20 protein-coding genes are annotated in these 19,393 nt (G+C 68.4%); 17 read left to right on the forward strand and 3 right to left on the reverse strand.

Annotated elements, in window-relative coordinates; all coding sequences use genetic code 11:
* The first annotated feature begins 71 nt into the window (after window positions 1-71).
* Window positions 72-3,572 carry a DNA polymerase III subunit alpha gene (dnaE, locus tag V8201_RS07650; protein ID WP_336544893.1) on the forward strand — a complete coding sequence of 1,167 codons (3,501 nt, stop codon included), beginning with the start codon at window positions 72-74 and terminating at the stop codon, window positions 3,570-3,572.
* 3 nt (window positions 3,573-3,575) lie between these two features.
* Entirely contained in the window at window positions 3,576-4,103 is a 528-nt protein-coding gene (gene moaB / locus V8201_RS07655) for a molybdenum cofactor biosynthesis protein B (protein WP_271300690.1), read from the forward strand.
* A gap of 13 nt (window positions 4,104-4,116) precedes the next feature.
* On the opposite strand, the gene V8201_RS07660 is transcribed toward moaB, so the two are convergent.
* Window positions 4,117-4,455 carry a VOC family protein gene (locus tag V8201_RS07660; protein ID WP_336544894.1) on the reverse strand — a complete coding sequence of 113 codons (339 nt, stop codon included), beginning with the start codon at window positions 4,453-4,455 and terminating at the stop codon, window positions 4,117-4,119.
* 54 nt (window positions 4,456-4,509) lie between these two features.
* Here V8201_RS07660 and V8201_RS07665 point away from each other — a divergent pair, with 54 nt between their 5' ends.
* The 4 genes from V8201_RS07665 to V8201_RS07680 all read left to right on the forward strand — a co-directional run bounded on the left by V8201_RS07665 (window position 4,510) and on the right by V8201_RS07680 (window position 7,811).
* Entirely contained in the window at window positions 4,510-5,589 is a 1,080-nt protein-coding gene (locus V8201_RS07665) for a PA0069 family radical SAM protein (protein ID WP_336544895.1), read from the forward strand.
* Between the two features lie 45 nt (window positions 5,590-5,634).
* A complete protein-coding gene (locus tag V8201_RS07670) occupies window positions 5,635-7,011 on the forward strand; it encodes a hypothetical protein (RefSeq protein ID WP_336544896.1) in 1,377 nt (458 codons plus the stop codon).
* An 82-nt stretch (window positions 7,012-7,093) separates the two neighbouring features.
* Entirely contained in the window at window positions 7,094-7,621 is a 528-nt protein-coding gene (locus V8201_RS07675; RefSeq protein ID WP_336544897.1) for a ferritin-like domain-containing protein, read from the forward strand.
* 58 nt (window positions 7,622-7,679) lie between these two features.
* Window positions 7,680-7,811, forward strand: coding sequence for a hypothetical protein (locus V8201_RS07680; protein WP_268747123.1), 132 nt, complete (start codon window positions 7,680-7,682; stop codon window positions 7,809-7,811).
* Window positions 7,812-7,900: 89 nt separating this feature from the next.
* On the opposite strand, the gene V8201_RS07685 is transcribed toward V8201_RS07680, so the two are convergent.
* On the reverse strand, window positions 7,901-9,121 hold the full coding sequence (locus V8201_RS07685; protein WP_336544898.1) for an NADP-dependent isocitrate dehydrogenase: 1,221 nt from the start codon (window positions 9,119-9,121) through the stop codon (window positions 7,901-7,903).
* A 185-nt stretch (window positions 9,122-9,306) separates the two neighbouring features.
* On the opposite strand from V8201_RS07685, the gene V8201_RS07690 reads away from it, so the two are divergent.
* Window positions 9,307-10,038, forward strand: coding sequence for a phosphatidylserine decarboxylase (locus V8201_RS07690; protein WP_037535418.1), 732 nt, complete (start codon window positions 9,307-9,309; stop codon window positions 10,036-10,038).
* Window positions 10,038-10,868 (forward strand): CDP-alcohol phosphatidyltransferase family protein, encoded by an 831-nt coding sequence (locus V8201_RS07695; RefSeq protein WP_336544899.1) that lies wholly within the window; start codon window positions 10,038-10,040, stop codon window positions 10,866-10,868. The genes V8201_RS07690 and V8201_RS07695 overlap by 1 nt, the downstream gene beginning before the upstream one ends.
* Here V8201_RS07695 and V8201_RS07700 read toward each other — a convergent pair.
* Window positions 10,810-11,043, reverse strand: coding sequence for a hypothetical protein (locus V8201_RS07700; RefSeq protein ID WP_336544900.1), 234 nt, complete (start codon window positions 11,041-11,043; stop codon window positions 10,810-10,812). The genes V8201_RS07695 and V8201_RS07700 overlap by 59 nt on opposite strands.
* Before the next feature lie 330 nt (window positions 11,044-11,373).
* Here V8201_RS07700 and rpsB point away from each other — a divergent pair, with 330 nt between their 5' ends.
* The 9 genes from rpsB to V8201_RS07745 all read left to right on the forward strand — a co-directional run.
* Window positions 11,374-12,213 carry a 30S ribosomal protein S2 gene (gene rpsB, locus V8201_RS07705; protein ID WP_037535420.1) on the forward strand — a complete coding sequence of 280 codons (840 nt, stop codon included), beginning with the start codon at window positions 11,374-11,376 and terminating at the stop codon, window positions 12,211-12,213.
* Between the two features lie 85 nt (window positions 12,214-12,298).
* Window positions 12,299-13,231, forward strand: a complete 933-nt coding sequence (gene tsf, locus V8201_RS07710; protein WP_037535421.1) for a translation elongation factor Ts — start codon at window positions 12,299-12,301, stop codon at window positions 13,229-13,231.
* Window positions 13,232-13,776: 545 nt separating this feature from the next.
* On the forward strand, window positions 13,777-14,508 hold the full coding sequence (gene pyrH / locus V8201_RS07715; RefSeq protein WP_037535422.1) for a UMP kinase: 732 nt from the start codon (window positions 13,777-13,779) through the stop codon (window positions 14,506-14,508).
* Window positions 14,509-14,511: 3 nt separating this feature from the next.
* Window positions 14,512-15,069 carry a ribosome recycling factor gene (gene frr / locus V8201_RS07720; protein WP_037535423.1) on the forward strand — a complete coding sequence of 186 codons (558 nt, stop codon included), beginning with the start codon at window positions 14,512-14,514 and terminating at the stop codon, window positions 15,067-15,069.
* A gap of 61 nt (window positions 15,070-15,130) precedes the next feature.
* Complete coding sequence (locus V8201_RS07725; RefSeq protein ID WP_051583542.1) at window positions 15,131-15,868, forward strand: isoprenyl transferase; 738 nt, start codon at window positions 15,131-15,133, stop codon at window positions 15,866-15,868.
* Entirely contained in the window at window positions 15,865-16,656 is a 792-nt protein-coding gene (locus V8201_RS07730) for a phosphatidate cytidylyltransferase (protein WP_271300696.1), read from the forward strand. The genes V8201_RS07725 and V8201_RS07730 overlap by 4 nt, the downstream gene beginning before the upstream one ends.
* A gap of 1 nt (window position 16,657) precedes the next feature.
* The gene (locus tag V8201_RS07735; protein WP_336544901.1) at window positions 16,658-17,833 is read left to right on the forward strand and encodes a 1-deoxy-D-xylulose-5-phosphate reductoisomerase; all 1,176 of its coding nucleotides are present in this window, start codon (window positions 16,658-16,660) and stop codon (window positions 17,831-17,833) included.
* Window positions 17,834-17,846: 13 nt separating this feature from the next.
* The gene (gene rseP / locus V8201_RS07740) at window positions 17,847-18,980 is read left to right on the forward strand and encodes an RIP metalloprotease RseP (protein ID WP_336544902.1); all 1,134 of its coding nucleotides are present in this window, start codon (window positions 17,847-17,849) and stop codon (window positions 18,978-18,980) included.
* Window positions 18,981-19,059: 79 nt separating this feature from the next.
* Window positions 19,060-19,393: hypothetical protein (locus V8201_RS07745; protein WP_336544903.1), on the forward strand; the 334-nt coding region annotated here is incomplete at its 3' end.

Genomic DNA, 19,393 nt, shown 5'->3' on the forward strand with positions numbered 1-19,393 from the left:
AACGGAGTTATCCACCGCAGGTTCCGCCGGCGCACCTCGACAATCGGGGCGGACCGACTAAGTCTCCCGCGATGGCTCATTCGGGTTTCGTACCGCTCCGTATCTTCTCGTCCTACACGATGCTCGACGGGGCGATCGATCCCAAGGCGATCGCCAAACAGGCCAAGGCGTTGCGCTTCCCCGCCGCCGGGCTGACCGACCGCAACGGCCTGTATGCGGCGATGGCCTTTTCCGATGCGGCGAAGAAGGACGGCGTCCAGCCGGTGATCGGCACGATGCTGTGCGTCGCGCGGCCCGACATGCCCGATGGCGTCGCCGCGCCGCTCGACTGGATCGCGCTCTATGCGCAGGACGCGCGCGGCTATGACAATCTGTGCGCCCTGGTCAGCCTCGCGCATCTCGAACGGCCGATCGAACTGCCCGCGCACGTCGACTTCGCCGCGCTGGAGGGGCGCACCGACGGGCTGATCGCGCTGACCGCGGGCGGCGAGGGCACGCTCGCGCGGCTGCTCCACGAGGATCAGCCCGATCGCGCCGCCGCCTGCCTCGACCGGTTGCAGGCGCTGTTCCCCGACCGCCTGTATATCGAGCTGGCGCGGCGCGGCGATCCGGTCGAGGAAGCGGCGGAGGCGGCGCTGGTCGATCTCGCTTATGCGCGCGATCTGCCGCTGGTCGCGACCAATCCCTGCTGCTTTTCCGACAGCGGCTTCCTCGACGCGCATGATGCGATGCTGTGCATCGCGCATTCGACCTATGTCGAAAGCGAGGATCGCGTCCGCTCCTGCCCCGACGCCTGGCTCAAGCCCGCCGAGATCATGCGCGAGACCTTCGCCGATCTGCCCGAGGCGATCGAGAACACGCTGGTGGTGGCGCAGCGTTGCGCGGTGATGGCGCCCTATCGCAAGCCGATCCTGCCCAGCCTTGCCGGCGATCGCGAGGGCGAGGCGGCGATGCTGCGCGCCGAGGCGGCGGCGGGGCTGGAGAAGCGGCTCGACCGGATCGAACAGCTCGGCACCCAGCCGGACGATCCCGACTGGCGCGACGCCTATCGCCAGCGGCTCGCCTTCGAAGTCGACGTCATCGTCCAGATGGGCTTCCCCGGCTATTTCCTGATCGTCGGCGACTTCATCAAATGGGCGAAGGATCACGATATTCCGGTCGGGCCGGGGCGCGGATCGGGCGCCGGCTCGGTGGTCGCCTGGGCGCTGACCATCACCGATCTCGATCCGATGAAGCTCGGGCTGCTGTTCGAACGCTTCCTCAATCCCGAGCGCGTATCGATGCCCGACTTCGACATCGACTTCTGCGAAACGCGGCGCGGCGAGGTGATCCGCTACGTGCAGGAGAAATACGGCCGCGATCAGGTCGCGCAGATCATCACCTTCGGAAAGCTCAAGGCGCGCGCGGTGCTCAAGGACACCGGCCGCGTGCTCCAGATGAGCTACGGCCAGGTCGACCGGCTCGCCAAGCTCGTCCCCAACCATCCGACCGATCCGTGGGACCTCAAGCGCGCGCTCAACGGCGTGCCCGAGTTGGCGAAGGAATATGCCAACGACAATCAGGTCCGCCGCCTGCTCGACCTCGCCACCAAATTGGAAGGCCTGCCGCGCCATTCGTCCACCCACGCCGCCGGCGTGGTGATCGGCGACCGGCCGCTCGCGCAGCTGGTGCCGCTGTACCGCGATCCGCGCTCCGACATGCCGGTGACGCAGTTCGACATGAAGTATGTCGAGGGCGCGGGGCTGGTGAAGTTCGACTTCCTCGGCCTCAAGACCCTGTCGGTGCTCAAGAAGGCGGTGCAGCTGCTCGCCAAGCGCGGCATCACCGTCGATCTTGATGCTTTGCTGTGGGACGACGAGGCGGTCTACAAATTGCTCCAGAAGGGCGATACGGTCGGCGTCTTCCAGCTCGAATCGGAAGGCATGCGCCGCACGCTCAGCGCGGTGCGCCCGACCAATTTCGGCGACATCATCGCGCTCGTCTCGCTCTACCGTCCCGGCCCGATGGACAATATCCCGAGCTTCGGCCGCCGCAAACAGGGCACCGAGCCGATCGTCTATCCGCACGACCTGCTCGAACCGATCCTCGCCGAAACCTATGGCATCTTCGTCTACCAGGAACAGGTGATGCAGGCGGCGCAGATCCTCGCCGGCTTCTCGCTCGGCGGCGCCGATCTGCTGCGCCGCGCGATGGGCAAGAAGATCAAGGCGGAGATGGACGCGCAGCGCGCGATCTTCGTCGAGGGCTGCGCCAAGGTGAACGGCATCCCCAAGGCCAAGGCCAACGAACTGTTCGACTTGATCGACAAGTTCGCCGGCTATGGCTTCAACAAGAGCCACGCCGCCGCTTATGCGCTGCTCGCCTATCAGACCGCCTGGCTGAAGGCGCATCATCCGGAGGAATTCTACGCCGCGTCGATGTGCTATGACATGGCGCAGACCGACAAGCTCTGCATCTTCGTCGACGACATGCGCCGGCTGGGCGTGACGATCTGCGGACCCGACATCAACAAGAGCGACGCCGAATTCGACGTCGAACAGACCGAGGAGGGCGGTCTTGCCGTCCGCTACGCGCTCGCCGCGCTGAAGTCGGTCGGCGAGGGGGCGATGGAGAAGCTCGTCGCCGAGCGCAGCGCCAACGGGCCGTTCAAGAGCATCGACGATCTCGCCACCCGCGTCGACCCGCGCCTCATCAACAAGCGCCAGCTCGAAACGCTCGCGGCGAGCGGCACCTTCGACACGTTCGACGCCAATCGCGCCGGCATCCACGCCGTCGCCGAGACGATCCTCGCGGTCGCGGCGCGGACGCATGAGGGCAAGACGAGCGGCCAGCACGGCCTGTTCGCCAATGAGGAGGTGGCGGGCGACGCGATCAAGCTGCCCGCCGGCACGCGCTGGTCGATGGCCGAGGCGATGGAGCAGGAGAAGGAGGCGTTCGGCTTCTATTTCTCGGCGCATCCGGTCGACCGGCATACCCATCTCGCCAAGATGCACGGCGCGCGCCAATATGTCGCGCTGACCGAGCTCAACATTCCCGAAGACGGCACGCGCGCCGGCGCGACGATGGCGGTGCTGGTCGAGGATGCGCGCTGGCGTACCTCGGCACGCGGCAAACGCTATATGATGGCGACCCTGTCCGATGCGAGCGGCCAGTTCGTCGCCACCTGTTTCGACGATTCGGTCGCCGCCGAACTCGAGGAGGCGGCGCGCTGCGGTGGTTGCGGGCTGATCACCGTCGAGCTCGACCGCCGGCCGGGTGAGGAGACGCCGCGCGTCTCGGTCAAGCGCATCCAGCCGTTCGAGGGACTCGCATCGATCGCGCGCTTCACGATCGCCGCCAAGGTCGCGGATGCCGCCGCCTTCGCCGCACTGTCGGCGCTGCTCGCGCAGCATCGCGGCGCGCGGGGCGAGGTGCGCGCGCGCATCCCGGTCGAGGGCGGCGAGGAGGCGGTGGTCTTGCTCGGCCGCGACTTCCTGCTCGACATGGAACTGGTCGAGACGATCCAGGCGATCCCCGGCATCAGCGACGTCGCGCTCGATCGCGTCGCCTCGCAGCTGCGGTCGGTGGGCTGAGCGATGCCGATCGATCCATCGCTCCCCTTCCACCCGGTGCGGATCGCGGTGCTCACCGTCTCCGATACGCGCGGCCTCGCCGAGGATCGCTCGGGCGATACGCTGGTCGCGCGGATCGCGGCGGCGGGGCATGTCCTCGCCGAGCGCATGCTGCTGCGCGATGACGTCGAGGCGATCGTCGCGCAGCTCGAATCATGGATCGACGATCCGGCGATCGACTGCGTCGTCACCACCGGCGGCACCGGCGTCACCGGCCGCGACGTCACGCCCGAGGCGGTCGAACGCGTTGCCACCAAGATGATCCCCGGCTTCGGCGAGCTGTTCCGCTGGCTGAGCTTCGCCAAGATCGGCACCAGCACCGTCCAGTCGCGCGCCTGCGCCTGCGTCGCGCGCGGGACCTATATCTTCGCGCTCCCCGGATCGACCGGGGCGGTGAAGGACGGCTGGGACGGCATCCTACAGGACCAGCTCGATAGCCGCCACCGGCCGTGCAACTTCGTCGAGCTGATGCCGCGGCTGCTGGAACGCTGAGCCGACCGTCGCGCTACGCGTCGGCCTGCATCACCGCCAGTTCGTGGCCGTCCGGATCGGCGAAGTGGAAGCGCCGGCCGCCGGGGAAGGCGAAGATCGGCGCGGTGATCCGTCCGCCCGCCGCCTCGACCGCGGCAAGCGCGGCGGAGAGATCGTCGACGGCGATCACCGGCAGAGGCGCGGCGGTACGCTCGGCCGGATCGGCCTGTAGCCCGATATCGAAGCCGCCGGTGGTGGTGGCCGCATAGCTCGCCCCGAAGTCGCTGAACTGCCAGCCGAAGGCCGCCGAGTAGAAGGCCTTCGCCGGTCCGGCGTCGGCGACGGGCAGTTCGAGATAGGTCAGCTCCGCCATGAAATTCCACTCCACCGTTCTTGCTATGTTCCAGGCTAGGCGATAGGATGCGTCATGGTCAAGCCGGTCGTCAGGCGTGCCGTCCGCGGCGCCACCGTCAACGGCGAAAGCCGCCGCTTCAACCTGCCGGAGCGCGAGGCGGACGGTGACTGGCTGGACGCGCAGCAGGCGATCGACGGGGCGCCGGCGGCGCTGCGCACCAGCGTGACCGTGGAACAGCCGCGCACGATCATCAGCCGCAACAGCTCGCCCGACGTCTTCTTCGATCGCTCGATCAATCCGTATCGCGGCTGCGAACATGGCTGCATCTATTGCTTCGCGCGGCCGACGCATGCCTACCACGACCTGTCGCCGGGGCTCGACTTCGAGTCCAAGCTGTTCGCCAAGCCGCAGGCGGCCGAGCTGCTGCGCGCCGAGCTGCGCAAGCCCGGCTATCAGGTCGCGCCGATCGCGCTCGGTACCAATACCGATCCCTATCAGCCGATCGAGCGCGACTGGCGGATCACGCGATCGATCGTCGCGCTGCTCGCCGAGACGCGGCATCCGCTGACCATCACCACCAAGTCCGATCGGGTGACGCGCGACATCGATCTGCTTGCCGGCATGGCGGCGGAGGGGCTGGCCGGAGTGGCGATGTCGATCACCTCGCTCGATGCGCGGATCGCCGCGACGCTTGAACCGCGCGCGCCGCATCCCGAACGGCGGCTGCGTGCGGTGCGGGCGCTCGCCGATGCGGGGGTGCCGGTCTATGTCTCGATCGCCCCGGTCATTCCGGGGATCACCGATCACGAGCTGGAACAGCTCGTCGCGCGCGCGGCGGCGGCAGGGGCGCGATCCTGTTTCTTCATCCCGGTGCGCCTGCCGCACGAGGTCGCGCCGCTGTTCCGCGCCTGGCTCGACGCGCATTTCCCCGATCGCGCCGGCAAGGTGATGGCGATCATCCGCGAGCTGCGCGGCGGCCGCGACAATGATCCCGACTTCTTCACCCGGATGCAGGGCAAGGGGCCCTGGGCGGAGCTGATGCGGACGCGGTTCCGCATCGCCTGTCGCAAGCACGGGCTCGGCGACCGCGGCGAGACGCTGCGGTGCGACCTGTTCCGTCCACCCGCCGGTCCGCAGGGTGAGCTGTTCTGACAGCGTTAGCGCGGCGCTAACCGTCCGACGCTAGAGCCTTCGCCTATGTCGCGGCGTTCCGTCTGGCTGATCCTGCTGCTCGCCGCGGTCGCGCTGCGCCTGCCTGATATCGGCAATCCGCTGATCGACGTTGACGAGCAGATGTATCTGCTGGTCGGCGAGCGGATGTGGGCGGGGGCGCTGCCCTATGTCGATATCTGGGACCGCAAGCCGATCGGGCTGTTCCTCATCGCCGCGGCGGCGAACGGCGTCGGCGAGCCGTGGGTGACCTATCACCTGCTCGCGCTGGCGGCGGCGGCGGCGACGGCGGGGATCATCGCCGGCTTCGCGCGGCGCCATGCCGGGCCGGCAGGCGCGCTTGCCGCGGGTTTGCTCTATCTGGTGTGGATCGCCTTGCTCGGCGGGCGGGGCGGCCAGTCGCCCGTCTTCTACAATCTGCTGATCGCCGGCGCGGCGTGGCTGGTCGCCGAGACGATCGCCGGGCGGCGGCGGGGCGGGGTGGCGGCGATGCTGCTCGTCGGGCTGGCCTTGCAGATCAAGCCGACGGTCGTGTTCGAGGGCGTCTATTTCGCGCTGGCGCTGCTCGCCGTACGCTGGCGGCGGGAGCCGTGGCCTGCGTCGCTGCGGGCTGCGCTGCTTTATGGCGGGGCGGCGTTGCTGCCGACCGTGGTCGCCGCGACGGTCTATGTCGCGGCCGGCCATGGCGAGGCCTGGTGGTTCGCCAACGTCGAATCGATCCTGCTCCGCCGGCCGACGCCGGGCGATGCGATAGCGCTGCGGATGCTGGGGGTCATCGTCGTGCTGCTCGTTCCCGCCGGGCTGGCGATCGCCGGGCTGGTGCGGCGCAAGCAGGGCTTCCTGATCGGCTGGGTGGCGGCGGCGGTGATCGGCTGGCTGCTCGTGCCGCCCTATTTCAACCATTATGCGCTGCCGCTGCTGCTGCCCTTCGCGGTCGCCGCCGCAGCGGTGCTGGACCGGCCGGCGATGCGCTGGCTCGCCGCGCTGGCCGGTGCGGCGCTGCTGCTGCTCAGCGGCTACCCGCATCTCGGCGAGACGCGCGCGGCACGCGACGCGGTGGCGGGGCTCGCCGCGCGCATCGAGGCGCTGCGCCGGCGGGCCCCCGGATGCCTGTTCGTCGTCGAGGCGCCGCCGGTGCTCTACAGCGCCAGTCGATCGTGCCTGCCGACGCGCTACCCCTTTCCCTTCCATCTGGTCGAGGCGAGCGAGGCGGGCGCGATCGGCACCGATCCGACCGCGGAAGTCGCGCGCATCCTGGCGACGCGCCCGCCGGTGATCGCGGTCGGTGACATCGCCCGCAACCGCCGCCGCCCGACCGTCATCCTCGTCCGCCGGGCGCTGGCCGCGCGCTATCGACGTGTCACGAGCAACACCGGCGTCGATCTGTTCGAGCTGGCTAACTAATTCAGATCAGGATGTTTTGCTGCATCCCTGCGCAACCCCGGCCGTTGAACGCAGCGAATCACACGCAGCAGGAGACAGGCATATGGCTTCGATCGCCCCCGACCAGAGCATCGCGCAGGACCTGTTCGTCACCGGCCTGAAGAACGCCCATGGCGTCGAGCATCAGGCGCTCGCGCTGATCGACCGGCAGCTCGATCACCTCGCCCATTATCCCGAGGTCGCCGAGCAGCTCCGCCGCCACCGGGCCGAGACCGAGCAGCAGATCCAGCGGATCGACGAGATCCTGTCGGGTTTCGACGCCCGCCCGTCGGCGATCAAGGACCTCGGCCTCAGCCTCAGCGGCAACATGGCCGCGCTCGCCCATGTCTTCGCGCCCGACGAGATCCTCAAGAACAGCTTCGCCAATTACGCCTTCGAGAATTTCGAGATCGCCAGCTACACCGGGCTGCTGACCCTCGCCGATCTCGGCGGCTTCGCCAGCCAGCAGCGGTTGCTGACCGAATCGCTCGGCGAGGAGCAGCAGATGGCGGCGTGGGTGCTCGACAGCCTGCCGGAGGTGACGCGCAAATATGCCGGGCTGCGCGCCGCGGGCGAGACCGCGAGCCACTGACGGAACGTCCCGGGCCGCCCGCGGGTTGGCCCGGATATCCGCAACCGGAGGAACGACGATGACCGATCCCGACACCGCCGCCGACCAGCCCGACGACGCGCGCGAACCGCAGGCGCCCGACGAGAGCAACGACACCGAAGAATCCGGTGCGGGTTACGGCAATCACGGCGACGTACCTGGCGGCGCCTGACCGCGTCGCGCCGACCCGATCCGCCAGGGCGGACATGAAAAGGGCCCGGAAGCATCCGCTTCCGAGCCCTTTTTCACGTCACCCGACGATCAGGCCCAATTGGCCATCTTCTGTTCGAGGTTGGCGCGCACCGCTTCGAAGAACTGCTCGGTGGTCATCCACGGCTGCTCGGGGCCGATCAGGATGGCGAGATCCTTGGTCATCTGGCCCTGCTCGACGCATTCGATGCAGACGCGCTCCAGCGTCTCGGCGAACTTGGTCACCTCCGGCGTATCGTCGAACTTGCCGCGATACTTGAGGCCGCCGGTCCAGGCGAAGATCGACGCGATCGGGTTGGTCGAGGTCGCCTTGCCCTGCTGGTGCTGGCGATAATGGCGGGTGACGGTGCCGTGCGCCGCTTCCGCCTCGACCGTCTTGCCGTCCGGAGTGAGCAGCACCGAGGTCATCAGGCCGAGGCTGCCGAACCCTTGCGCGACCTGGTCCGACTGGACGTCGCCGTCATAGTTCTTGCAGGCCCAGACGAACTCGCCGTTCCACTTCAGCGCCGATGCGACCATGTCGTCGATCAGGCGATGTTCGTAGACGATGCCGGCTTCCTTGAACTTGTCCTTGAACTCGGTCTCGAACACCTCGGCGAACAGGTCCTTGAAGCGGCCGTCATAGGCCTTGAGGATCGTGTTCTTGGTGCTGAGGTAGACCGGCCACTTGAGGTTGAGGCCGTAATGCATCGACGCGCGGGCAAAGTCGCGGATCGAATCGTCGAGATTGTACATCGCCATCGCGACGCCCGAGCTCTGGAATTCGAACACTTCGCGGTCGATCGTCTGGCCGTCGACGCCCTCGAAGACGAGGCGCAGCTTGCCGGCGCCGGGGACGAGGAAGTCGGTCGCGCGATATTGGTCGCCGAAGGCGTGGCGGCCGACGACGATCGGATGCGTCCAGCCCGGGATGAGGCGGGGGACGTTCTGGATGACGATCGGTTCGCGGAAGATCGTGCCGCCGAGGATGTTGCGGATCGTGCCGTTGGGCGACTTCCACATCTTCTTGAGGCCGAATTCCTCGACGCGCTGCTCGTCGGGGGTGATCGTCGCGCACTTGACCGCGACGCCGTGACGCTGCGTCGCCTTGGCGGCGTCGACCGTCACCTGATCCTCGGTCGCGTCGCGGTTTTCGACGCTGAGATCGTAATAGTCGAGCTCGATGTCGAGATAGGGCTTGATCAGGCGCTCACGGATCCATTCCCAGATGATCCGCGTCATCTCGTCGCCGTCGATCTCGACGATCGGGTTCTTCACCTGAATCTTGGCCATATGCGCTTCCTGTGAGGGGGATTGGCCCGTCGTCTAGGCACAAGCGGGCAGGGGATCAACCCGCGCGCGCGGCTTGGCGCGCGTGCCGCGGCGGACGCGGCGGCAGGCCGGCAGACGGTGCCGCGGGCACGACGGAGCGAGCCGGTGATTGTGTTGCATGAACGACACGGGTAAACCGCGCGGTTATGCCATCGCTTGAAAAGCCCCCGACCAGCCCGCTGCCGACGACCACGGTCAAGTGGCGCTTTCCCACCGTCCATCCCGAAGGCCACAAATATGCGGCGATCGCGCTCGGCATCACCCTGCTGGCGACGCTCGTCACCAAGGTGCTGTTCTGGCCGTTGCTCGGCGTCGTCGTCTGGGTGCTGACCTTCTTCCGCGATCCGATCCGCACCACGCCGGTCGGCGACGGTCTGATCATCGCGCCCGCCGACGGCCTCGTCACGATGATCCAGAAGGTGCCCGTGCCGCGCGAACTGGTCGGCGAGCTGGGCGAGGCGCCGCTGACCCGCGTGTCGATCTTCATGTCGGTGTTCGACGTGCACATCAACCGCACGCCGATCGCCGGGACGATCCGCCAGGTCGTCTATATCAGCGGCAAGTTCCTCAACGCCGATCTCGACAAGGCGTCCGACGAGAATGAGCGCCAGCATATCGTCGTCGAAGGCCGCGACGGGCGGCGGATCGGCTTCACCCAGATCGCCGGACTGGTGGCGCGGCGCATCGTGCCGTTCGTCAAGCCGGGCGACATGGTCGCGACCGGGCAGCGTATCGGTCTGATCCGCTTCGGCAGCCGCGTCGACGTCTTCCTCCCCGACGACATCATCCCGCAGGTGACGCTCGGCCAGCGCTCGATCGCCGGCGAGACGGTGATCGGCCGCGTCGGCGGCACACCCGTCGCCGGGATCGCGCAGTGATGGAGCCACGCGATCCGGACGCCGCCCGCGTTGCGATGCCGCGCCGCTTGCCCCGCCGCCCGCGCGGTCTGCCGCTGCGCGCGGTCGCGCCCAATGCGGTGACGGCGCTCGCGCTCTGTTCGGGTCTAAGCGGGGTGCGCTTCGCGATCGGCGGCGAATGGCAGAGCGCGGTGACGATGATCATGATCGCCGGCGTGCTCGACGGGCTCGATGGCCGCATCGCGCGGATGCTGCATGGGGAGAGCCGGTTCGGCGCGGAGCTCGATTCGCTGTCCGACGCGATATCGTTCGGCGTCGCGCCGGCGCTGATCATGTATCTGTGGGCGCTCGCCGCGCTGCCGCGGCTCGGCTGGATCAGCGCGCTGATCCTCGCGGTGTTCTGCGCCCTGCGCCTCGCCCGCTTCAACGCCGCGATTGATGCCGACGACCAGCCGCATAAATCCGCCGGCTTCCTGACCGGCGTGCCCGCACCGGCGGGGGCGGGGCTGGCGATGTTGCCGCTCTATTTCTGGTTCTGGACGGACCAGCCGATCTTCGCCAACCCCTATCTCGTCGCTATGTGGGTGGCGTTCATCGCACTGCTGATGGTGTCGAGCGTCGCGACCTTCTCCTGGGGATCGCTGCGCTTGCGGCGGACGATCCGCTTCGAGGCGATCGCCGGCGTGGTGCTGCTCGGTGCGGCTCTTGTGTCGGCGCCCTGGCATACGCTGAGCGCGATCTGCGTCGTCTATCTGGCGACCATCCCGTTCAGCGTCGCCAGTTATGCCCGGGTCAGGCGGCAGCGCGCTGGCGGCGGTCTGCCGGAAGCGAGGTCGACGCCCAGCGCCTGACGGCGATGCGGCGCTCGGCCAGCGCGAGTTGCGACAGGGGCGCGAAGGCAGGCTCGATATGCCCCGAGGCGAGGCGGACGATCCGCTGCCATTGCGGCGCGACCGTCACGGCAATCACGCCGGCGGCGGTGGCGAACGCACCGGAGAATACGAGAACACTGACGACTGCAACCATCGGACCAACTCCCTGGCAGGCGCGAGCAGCCTGTGGATAACTCGCTTAACCATTGTTTAATCGGTGAGTTCCCGGCGTGTTCTGTGTTTTCCCGGTTTGGGTCGCCGCATCGCAGCTAAACCAGGATAGACTCGCCGTGTCCTCGCTTCGGACGCTCTATGTTCCGGTTGCGTTCCACGAGTCAAGTGGGACGGACCATCTTGCCTTTTCGCGTCCGGGCGGCTAGGGCGCACGCCTCAACACACCGCATGGGAAGCATCATAGCCCGGTGCGTGCGACTTCGGTCCGCGTCATCCGCTTCCCAGAGGCTCAACCGGAAGGAATCATCCTATGGCGGCTCCCGTCGTCACCATGCAGCAGCTTATCGAGACCGGCGCGCACTTCGGCCACCAGACGCATCGCTGGAACCCGAAGATGAAGCCCTACATCTTCGGCGACCGTAACGGCGTCCACATCCTCGACCTGTCGCAGACCGTTCCCCTCTTCGCCCGCGCGCTCGAGTTCGTCTCGTCGTCGGTCGCCAGCGGCGGCAAGGTGCTGTTCGTCGGCACGAAGCGCCAGGCGCAGGACGCCGTCGCCGATGCGGCGCGCCGTTCGGGCCAGCATTTCGTCAACCACCGCTGGCTGGGCGGCATGCTCACCAACTGGAAGACGATCAGCAACTCGATCAAGCGCCTGAAGTCGCTGGAAGAGCAGCTGTCGGGCGACACCCACGGCCTGACCAAGAAGGAAGTGCTCCAGCTCACCCGCGAGAAGGACAAGCTCGAGCTCAGCCTCGGCGGCATCCGCGACATGGGCGGCGTGCCCGACGTCATGTTCGTGATCGACGCGAACAAGGAAGAGCTGGCGATCAAGGAAGCCAATACGCTCGGCATCCCGGTCGTCGCGATCCTCGATTCGAACGTCTCGCCCGACGGTATCGCCTTCCCGGTGCCGGCGAATGACGACGCCAGCCGCGCCATCCGCCTCTATTGCGAGGCGATCGCCATCGCCGCGACGCGCGGCAACCAGGAGCAGCAGTCGCGCCGCGGCGTCGACCTGGGTGCGCAGGACGTCGCGCCGGTCGAGGAGGCGCTGACCGTGCCGACCCCGGCGGCCGAGCCCGAGCAGCAGGGCGCCGGCACGCTCGCTGGTGCGGGGGCCGAGGCCGAGCGCCAGATCGACGCGTAACCCGCGTCGCCGAACCGTCATGCGGGCGGGGTAGGGCGACGCCCTGCCTCGCCCGTAAACACATTCAGAACAAGGAATATGCAACATGGCTGAAGTTACCGCAGCGATGGTCAAGGACCTGCGCGAGAAGAGCGGCGCGGGCATGATGGATTGCAAGAAGGCGCTCAACGAGACTGCGGGCGACATGGATGCCGCGCTGGACTGGCTGCGCACCAAGGGCCTCGCCGCCGCGCAGAAGAAGTCGAGCCGTACCGCCGCCGAAGGTCTGGTCGGCGTCGCCACCGCCGGCACCAAGGGTGCCGCGGTCGAGGTCAATTCGGAGACCGACTTCGTCGCGAAGAACGACCAGTTCCAGCAGTTCGTCCGCGAAGTGACGCAGATCGCGCTCGCCACCGGCGGTGACGTCGAGGCGCTCAAGGCCGAGGCGATGCCGTCGGGCACCACCGTCGCCGAAGTGCTCACCAACAACATCGCGACGATCGGCGAGAACCAGTCGCTGCGTCGCGCCAAGCGGCTCGAAGTGTCGCAGGGTGCGGTCGTCTCCTACGTCCACAACCAGGCGTCGCCGGGTCTCGGCAAGATCGGCGTGCTCGTCGCGCTCGAATCGGACGCGTCGGACGAGGTGCTGCAGGGTCTCGGCAAGCAGCTGGCGATGCACATCGCCGCGGCCTTCCCCAAGGCGCTGAACGAGGAAGACCTCGACGAGGCGGAGATCGAGCGCGAGCGCGCGATCGCCACCGAGAAGGCCGCCGAATCGGGCAAGCCGGCCGACATCATCGCCAAGATGGTCGAAGGCGGCATCGCCAAGTTCCGCAAGGAGCATGCGCTGGTCAGCCAGCTGTTCGTGATGGACGGCAAGACCAAGATCAGCGACGTCGTCGCCAAGGCGGCCAAGGACGCCGGCGCCTCGATCGTGCTCAAGGACTATGTCCGCTTCCAGCTCGGCGAGGGCATCGAGAAGGAAGCCTCGGACTTCGCCGCCGAGGTCGCCGCGGCGAGCGGCGTCGCGCAGAAGTAAACGCAGCGCTTCGGCGCAGTCGGCTTCGGGAGGGCGCCGCGCGGGTTCGCGCGGCGCCCTTCGTGCGTCCGGAGCCGCCGCATTCCTGCGAACGCAGGAATCCACGGTCGAGCGGAGCGAAGACGGGTCGCGAAGGGCCGCCCGGGGCTCCTGCGTCGGCAGGAGCTTGTACTTTTGTGGCGAGTGCTGGAGCCCGCCCGGCCGCCTCCGCGCCTCCGCGCCTCCGCGCGAATGACTAAAGGCGGGGCGATTGCGCGAGACATCTTCGCGTCTCCGCGTCCTCGCGTGATAATCGGCGTTCGGGGGTGCTGAGTGGTGAAGGCCGGAACGAGTCCGGCGTGACGGACGGGGGCTGATCCGTCACGCAAACCACGAACGGCGTCAGGAATCCGCCGCCCTGCGCAACGGCGGGTCGCCCGGCTCATCGCCCCGCCGGCCGGCGCAAACATCCGCCGCCGTTTGCAACCGTAGCGCGCCGGAGGTTGCCCCACGCCGCGCGCGCGCCTAAGGTCCGGCACGCTTTCTCCCACCAGCGATAGGAACTTATGACGTTCGCGCCGCGCTTCAAACGCATCTTGTTGAAACTGTCCGGCGAAGTGCTGATGGGCGAGGGCAGTGGCCTGTCCATCGATCCCGCCGTGACCGCGCGCGTCGCCGAGGAGATCGCCGACGTCAAGGCGCAGGGCTATGAGCTCTGCATCGTCGTCGGCGGCGGCAATATCTTCCGCGGCATCTCGGGCGCGGCGCGCGGCATGGAACGCGCGACCGGGGACTATATGGGCATGCTCGCGACGGTGATGAACGCGCTGGCGGTGCAGAATGCGCTCGAGCAGATCGGCGTCGAGACGCGCGTCCAGTCGGCGATCCCGATGGCGTCGGTGTGCGAGCCGTTCATCCGCCGCCGCGCCGAACGGCATCTCGAAAAGGGCCGCGTCGTGATCTTCGCGGCGGGTGTCGGCAGCCCGTTCTTCACCACCGATTCGGGGGCCGCGCTGCGCGCCGCCGAGATGAAGTGCGATGCCTTGTTCAAGGGCACGTCGGTCGACGGCGTCTACGATGCCGATCCCAAGAAGGTGCCGACCGCGACGCGCTACGACACGGTCAGCTATTCCAAGGTACTGTCCGACGACCTCAAGGTCATGGACGCCAGCGCGATCGCGCTGTGCCGCGACAACAACATTCCGATCGTCGTCTTCAACATCCGCGAACACGGCAATTTCGCCGCGGTGCTCGGCGGTGATGGCGTGTCGACGGTCGTCCAGAACGAACAGGAGTAAACCATGGCAGCCTATGACAAGGCCGACCTCGAACGCCGGATGGCGGGTGCGGTCGAAGCGCTCAAGCACGATCTCAACGGCCTGCGCACCGGCCGCGCTTCGACCGCGCTGCTCGATCCGGTCACCGTGGAAGTCTACGGCAGCCACATGCCGCTGGTGCAGGTCGCCACCGTCTCGGTGCCCGAGCCGCGGATGCTGTCGGTACAGGTGTGGGACAAGTCGAACGTCGGTCCGGTCGAAAAGGCGATCCGGTCGGCGGGTCTCGGGCTCAACCCGATCAACGACGGTCAGACGCTGCGCCTGCCGATCCCCGACCTGACCGAAGAGCGTCGCAAGGAACTCGCCAAGCTCGCCAACAAATATGCCGAGGGCGCGCGCATCGCGGTGCGCAACGTCCGCCGCGACGGCATGGACGCGCTCAAGACCGACGAGAAGAAGGGCCTGTTCGGCGAGGACGAGCGCAAGCGCCACGAGACCGAGGTGCAGAAGCTGACCGACGCGACGATCGCCGATCTCGATGCCGCCGCCGCCGCCAAGGAGAAGGAAATCCTCGGCAAGTGACCGGACGCGCGTCCGGCCCCTGCCGGCGCGGGCGTTCCGCCGCGCCTCGGAAATCAGCCCCATGAGCACCGCTCCGATCCTCTCTTCCGTCCCGGTCGATGCGGCCGTGCCGCGCCATGTCGCGATCATCATGGATGGCAATGGCCGCTGGGCGAAGGCGCGCCATCTGCCGCGCGTCGCCGGGCACAAGGCGGGTGTCGAGGCGGTGCGCCGCGTCACCCGCGCGGCGCGCGCCATGGGGGTCGAGGCGCTGACGCTCTACGCCTTTTCGTCGGAGAATTGGCGCCGGCCGGAGGATGAGGTCGGCGCGCTGATGGGCCTGCTGCGGTTGTTCATCCGCAGCGATCTCGCCGAACTGGTCGAGGAGAATGTGCGGTTGCGGGTGATCGGCGACTATCGCCGCTTCGCGCCCGATCTCGTCGCCTTGGTCGACGATGCGATGGCCAAGACCGCGCACAACAGCGGCCCGATCCTGGTGATCGCGCTCAACTACGGGTCGCAGGCCGAGCTGGTCGCGGCGACGCGCCGGCTCGCCGCCCGCGCCGCGGCGGGCGAGATCGACGCCGCGGCGATCACCGCCGACGATATCGAGGCGGAGCTCGACACCGCGGCGCTGCCGCCGCTCGATCTCGTCATCCGCTCGTCGGGCGAGCAGCGGCTGTCCAATTTCCTGTTGTGGCAGGCGGCCTATGCCGAGCTGCTGTTCGTCGACACCCTCTGGCCCGATTTCACCGCCGACACGCTCGCCGAGGCGATCGCGGCGTTCGGCCAGCGCCAGCGGCGCTACGGCGGCCTGTGAGCGACGCGCCGTCCGGCAGCCGCCGATCGGAACTGGCGACGCGCACGCTGACCGGGCTGGCGCTGGTCGCGCTCGCGCTGGTCGCGCTGGCGCTCGGCGGGTTCGTCTTCTGGCTGGTCGTCGTCACCATCGGCGTGTTCATGATGGCCGAGTGGAGCGACCTCAACGGTGCCGACGCCAAGACCAAGCGTCTCGGCCAATATGTGCTGTCGGTGCCGCTGGCGATCATGTGCCCGCTCGCCGCGGGTCCGGATTTCTTCGCATTGGGGCTGCTCGCCGGCGCCTTCTTCTTCCTGACGATCATCACCCGGCGGCCGCAGCTCGGCCTCGGCATCTTCTATTGCGGCCTGCCGATCTATGCGCTGCTGCTGATCCGGCACGAGCCCGACGGGCTGCGCAACGCTTTATGGGCGCTGAGCCTCGTCTGGGCGACCGATATCGGCGCCTATTTCGCCGGGCGCAGCATCGGCGGACCCAAGCTCGCGCCGCGCGTCAGCCCCAACAAGACCTGGGCGGGGCTGATCGGCGGGATCGCGCTGGCGACGGTGCTGGCGATGACGATGGCGCAGCTCTACCGACTGCCCGGCCGGTTCGTGCTGGCGACGCCGTTGCTCGCGATCCTCGCGCAGCTCGGCGACTTGTTCGAAAGTCACCTCAAGCGCCGCGCCGGCGTCAAGGATTCGGGCAGCGTCATTCCCGGCCATGGCGGGTTTCTCGACCGGCTCGACGGTGTCGTGCCGGTGATGCCGGTCGCCGCGCTGCTCGTCGTCGTGCCGCTCGCTTTCTGACATGAAGACCATCTCCATCCTCGGTGCGACCGGCTCGGTCGGCACCTCGACGCTCGATCTCGTCGAGCGCGAACCTGATCGCTTCCGGGTGCGGGCGCTCACCGCCAATGCGGATGTCGTCGGGCTCGCCGCGGCAGCGCGGCGGACCCGCGCCGAGATCGCGGTCGTCGCCGACGAATCGTGCCTGCCCGCATTGCGCGCGGCGCTCGCCGGCACCGCGACCGAGGCGGCGGGCGGACGACAGGCGATCTGCGATGCCGCCGCCGGGGCCGACTGGACGATGGGCGCGATCGTCGGCTGCGCCGGGCTCGAGCCGGTGATGGCGGCGATCCGTCACGGCGGCACGGTGGTGCTCGCCAACAAGGAGCCGCTCGTCTCGGCGGGTGAGGTGATCCTCGCCGCCGCGGCGCGATCGGGCGCGACGCTGCTCCCCGCCGACAGCGAGCATAATGCGATCTTCCAATGTTTCGACTTTGCGCGCCCCGAGGGCGTGCGGCGGATCATCCTCACCGCGAGCGGCGGGCCGTTCCGCGACTGGACGCGCGAGCAGATGGCGTCGGTCACCGTCGAACAGGCGGTCGCGCATCCCAATTGGTCGATGGGCGCGAAGATCAGCGTCGACAGCGCGACGATGATGAACAAGGGCCTCGAACTGATCGAGGCGGCGCGGCTGTTCCCGGTGCCGCACGAGCGGATCGAGGTGGTGATGCACCGCCAGTCGGTGATCCATTCGATGGTCGATTACGTCGACGGCTCGATGCTCGCGCAGCTCGGCCCCAGCGACATGCGCGTGCCGATCGCGCATACGCTCGCCTGGCCGCGGCGGATGGCGACGCCGATGGCGCCGCTGGATCTCGTCGCGATCGGCCGGCTCGACTTCGAGGCGTGCGATCCGGCGCGCTTCCCGGCGCTGGCGCTCGCCCGCGCGGCGCTGGAGGCGGGCGGTGCGCGCCCCGCGATCCTCAACGCCGCCAACGAGGTCGCGGTGGCGGCGTTTCTCGACCGGCGGATCGGCTTCCTCGAAATTGCCGCAATCGTCGCAGATACATTGGAGCAATATGATCCGCCGGCTCCGGACACACTGGAGGCGGTCCTCGCCATCGACGGCGCGGCGCGACGAATGGCGGACGAACGGATAACAGGTTATGGTCAGGGGCGTGTAAAGGGTCGCGCGTGAAGGATTGCCCAGCTTGATCCAGTCCCCCGGCGTTCCGATGGCGGTGCTCGCCTTTCTGTGCGCGATCGGTCCGCTCGTCTTCATCCACGAGATGGGCCATTATCTCGCCGGGCGCCTGTTCGGCGTCAAGGCGGAGGCCTTTTCGATCGGCTTCGGTCGCGAGATCGTCGGCGTCACCGATTCGCGCGGCACGCGCTGGAAATTCGGCTGGCTGCCGCTCGGCGGCTATGTCCGCTTCGCCGGCGACATGAACCCGGCGAGCCAGCCCGATGCCGCCTGGCTGGCGCTGCCCGCCGCCGAGCGCGCCCGCACCTTCCAGGCCAAGCCGCTGTGGCAGCGCGCGATCATCGTCGCCGCCGGCCCGGCGATCAATCTCATCCTCGCCGTGCTGATCCTCGCGGGCTTCGCGCATGTCTATGGCGTCGATCGCACGCCCGCGGTGATCGGGACGGTGATCGCCGGCCAGCCCGGCGCGAAGGCCGGCCTGCAACCGGGCGACCGCATCGTCGCGATCGACGGGCAGCCGATCGCGGCGTTCAGCGAGGTCGCGCGCTATGCGCTGATCCGCCCCGGCGAGGCGGTGACGCTGCGCATCGCGCGCGGCGGGCAGACGCTGACGCGGACGCTGGCGATCGGCACCGTCCACCAGCGCGACCGGTTCGGCAATGCCTATCGCATCGGCCGGATCGGCATCGGCAGCGGCGAGCCGGTGCTCGCGCCGGTCGGGCTGATCGAGGCGCCGGCAGCAGGCGTGCGGATGACCGCGGACATCATCTCGGGGACGCTCGCGACGCTCGGCCAGATCATCAGCGGGCGGCGTTCGATCGACGAACTCGGCGGGCCGATCCGCATCGCCAAGATTTCCGGCGAGCAGATGGCGCTGGGGCTGCCCGCCTTCGTCTGGCTGGTTGCGATGCTGTCGATCAATCTGGGGTTCATCAATCTGCTGCCAGTACCGATGCTCGATGGCGGCCACCTCTTCTTCTACGCGATCGAGGCGATCCGCCGGCGGCCGCTCGAACCCCAGGTGCAGGAATGGGCATTTCGTGGCGGACTCGCCGCGGTGCTGGCGCTGATGCTGATCGTGACCTTCAATGATTTGAGTGCAGTCGGTTTGTGGCAGCGGCTGGCCGGCTTGATCGGCTGAGCGGCTTGGGGCAGGGCAGCGTCCTGCGTCCCGACGGATATTTGATCCTGACGTATTTGGGGTGGGTTGAGTGACAGCGATGAGAAGTTCCAAGTTCGCGCCGGTGAGCGCCGCATTGCTCGCCGGCACGATGCTGTCAGGCATGCCGGCGATGGCGCAGACCGCGCCCGAGCCTGCCGCGACCCCCGCTGCGCCGGCGACCGGCCAGGCGGCGACGCCGGCACCGACGCCTGCCCCTGCGCCGACGCCCGCAACCCGCCGCGCGCGTACCGCGACGCCGGCGACCGCCCCCGCTACCGGCGCCGCGCAGACCGCCGCGCCTGCCGCGCAGGCGAGCGCGCCCGCGCCGGTGCGGCTGATCAAGACGTTGCGCGTCGAGGGATCGCAGCGCATCGAGCCCGAGACGGTGCTCT

Source organism: Sphingomonas kyungheensis (assembly GCF_037120395.1).
In the GTDB taxonomy this organism is placed as follows: Bacteria; Pseudomonadota; Alphaproteobacteria; order Sphingomonadales; family Sphingomonadaceae; genus Sphingomonas; species Sphingomonas kyungheensis.